Origin of the sequence: Chitinophaga sp. H8, from assembly GCF_040567655.1 — a bacterium.
GTDB lineage: Bacteria > Bacteroidota > Bacteroidia > Chitinophagales > Chitinophagaceae > Chitinophaga > Chitinophaga defluvii.
This window is the reverse complement of record NZ_JBEXAC010000006.1, coordinates 1-3,120: the sequence shown is the minus strand read 5'-3', so window position 1 is coordinate 3,120 and position 3,120 is coordinate 1. Positions and strand designations below refer to the sequence as shown.

The 3,120-nt window shown below is 48.3% G+C and carries 2 rRNA genes; both read left to right on the top strand.

Annotation, left to right across the window (positions count from 1 at the left end):
- The first annotated feature begins 19 nt into the window (after positions 1 to 19).
- A 23S ribosomal RNA gene (locus tag ABR189_RS30035) occupies positions 20 to 2,906 on the top strand.
- A 94-nt stretch (positions 2,907 to 3,000) separates the two neighbouring features.
- Positions 3,001 to 3,112 (top strand): 5S ribosomal RNA (gene rrf / locus ABR189_RS30030).
- Positions 3,113 to 3,120 lie beyond the last annotated feature (8 nt).

Genomic DNA, 3,120 nt, shown 5'->3' with positions numbered 1-3,120 from the left:
AGAGTATAAACTAAAGATTTTTAAAGCGAATAAGGGCGCATGGTGGATGCCTAGGCTCTAGGAGGCGAAGAAGGACGTGGTAAGCTGCGATAAGCTACGGGGAGATGCAAACGATCGTAACATCCGTAGATTTCCGAATGGGACAACCCAATACACTGAAGGTGTATTATCCCGCAAGGGAGGCAAACTCAGGGAACTGAAACATCTAAGTACCTGAAGGAAGAGAAAATAAATTAATGATTCCCTAAGTAGTGGCGAGCGAACGGGGAAGAGCCCAAACCGGATCGAAGCAATTCTATCCGGGGTTGTAGGACTACTTTTAGAAAGTCAAACGAAGCTGAAGTATCTGGAAAGATACGCCATAGCAGGTGAAAGCCCTGTAGGCGGAAGATTTGATGGACGTGTAGTATCCTGAGTAGCGCGGGACCGGAGGAATCCTGTGTGAATCTGCCAGCACCATCTGGTAAGGCTAAATACTCCCTAGAGACCGATAGTGAACCAGTACCGTAAGGGAAAGGTGAAAAGTACTCCGAACAGGAGAGTGAAATAGTTCCTGAAACCGTGCGCCTACAAGCGGTCGGAGCCCGTAAGGGTGACGGCGTGCCTTTTGCATAATGAGCCTACGAGTTACACCTCACTGGCAAGGTTAAGTTCTTCAGTAACGGAGCCGTAGCGAAAGCGAGTCCTAACAGGGCGTTTAGTCAGTGGGGGTAGACGCGAAACTTTGTGATCTATCCATGGGCAGGATGAAGGTTAGGTAAAACTAACTGGAGGTCCGAACCCGTTAACGTTGAAAAGTTCTGGGATGACCTGTGGATAGGGGTGAAAGGCCAATCAAACTGAGAGATAGCTCGTTCTCCCCGAAATGTTTTTAGGAACAGCCTCGGATTACAGACGTATCATAGAGGTAGAGCTACTAATTGGGCTAGGGGGCTTCACCGCCTACCAAACCCTAATAAACTCCGAATGCTATGATATAATCTCCGGGAGTGAGGCTGCGGGCGCTAAGGTCCGTGGCCGAGAGGGAAATAACCCAGACTAACAGCTAAGGTCCCTAATCATGTGTTAAGTTGAACAAACGCGGTTCAAACCCTACAACAGCCAGGATGTTGGCTTGGAAGCAGCCATTCATTTAAAGAGTGCGTAACAGCTCACTGGTCGAGGGTTTGGGCACGGAAAATAATCGGGCATCAAACACATAACCGAAGCTTTAGGCCTGATACTAAGGTATCAGACGGTAGGGGAGCATTCTAAACTGCATCGAAGGTGTGTCGCGAGGCATGCTGGAGCGTTTAGAAAAGAAAATGTAGGCATAAGTAACGATAAATAAGATGAAAAATCTTATCGCCGCAAGACTAAGGGTTCCTGATCAACGCTAATCGGATCAGGGTTAGTCGGGTCCTTAGGCAAAGCCGAGAGGCGTAGCTGATGGCAAACTGGTGAATATTCCAGTACCTGCAATAATTTCGATGTGGTAACGGAGAAGTGAAAGGACTGCGCACTTACGGAATAGTGCGTTGAAGGGCGTAGGTATACGTTTGGTAGGAAAATCCGCCAGATGTGCTGAAACCTGATAGTACAGCAAAGCTTCGGCAGCGCTGATAATGTCCCTAATCCAGCTTCCGAGAAAAACCTCTAAGGTTAGGTTATTGCAGCCCGTACCGTAAACCGACACAGGTAGTCGAGAAGAGTATTCTCAGGCGCTCGAGTGATCCGTGGTAAAGGAACTAGGCAAATTGACGCTGTAACTTCGGGATAAGGCGTGCCGCAGTGATGCGGCCTCAGTAAAATGGTCCAACCAACTGTTTAACAAAAACACAGGGCCCTGCAAAATCGAAAGATGACGTATAGAGCCTGATACCTGCCCGGTGCTGGAAGGTTAAGGAAGGATGTTCGGGGCAACCCAAAGCTTCTGACTGAAGCCCCAGTAAACGGCGGCCGTAACTATAACGGTCCTAAGGTAGCGAAATTCCTTGTCGGGTAAGTTCCGACCTGCACGAATGGTCTAATGAGTTGGACACTGTCTCTACCACGAGCTCGGTGAAATTGTAGTATCGGTGAAGATGCCGGTTAATCGCAACGGGACGGAAAGACCCCGTGAACCTTCACTACAACTTAACATTGATTTTGAATGCCAGATGTGTAGGATAGTTGGGAGACTATGAAGCAGCTTCGCTAGGAGTTGTGGAGTCATCGTTGAAATACCAACCTTCTGTTATTTAGAGTCTAATCCCTTAACGGGGAGACATTGTTTGGTGGGTAGTTTGACTGGGGTGGTCGCCTCCTAAAAAGTAACGGAGGCTTGCAAAGGTACCCTCAGTACGGTTGGTAATCGTACGCAGAGCGCATTAGTAAAAGGGTGCTTGACTGTGAGGCAAACAAGCCGAGCAGGAGCGAAAGCTGGCTAAAGTGATCCGGTGGTTCTGTATGGAAGGGCCATCGCTCAAAGGATAAAAGGTACTCCGGGGATAACAGGCTGATCTCACCCAAGAGCTCATATCGACGGTGAGGTTTGGCACCTCGATGTCGGTTCGTCACATCCTGGGGCTGGAGAAGGTCCCAAGGGTTCGGCTGTTCGCCGATTAAAGTGGCACGTGAACTGGGTTCAGAACGTCGCAAGACAGTTCGGTCCCTATCTGTTGTGATCGTTAGTAAATTGCGAGGACATGACCTTAGTACGAGAGGACCGGGTCGTACGTACCGCTGGTGTATCTGTTGTGCCGCCAGGTGCAGTGCAGAGTAGCTATGTACGGACAAGATAAACGCTGAAAGCATCTAAGCGTGAAACTTTCCTCAAGATGAGTTTACTTTTAAGGGCCGTCAGAGACGATGACGTTGATAGGCTACAGGTGTAAGGGTGGTAACATCGGAGCCGAGTAGTACTAATTGCCCGTAAGCTTTAATTTTATTATACTTTAGTATACGACTTCCCAATATGTAATCTTATTGTAGGTTCTTGGTGCTATATGCACAAAGAACGCTAGAAGATCTTCAAGATCTTATGGTGGTTATGCCGAGGGTGTTCACCTCTTCCCATTCCGAACAGAGAAGTTAAGCCCCTCATGGCCGATGGTACTGCACTATCATGCGGGAGAGTAGGTAGCTGCCATAGTTATTTAA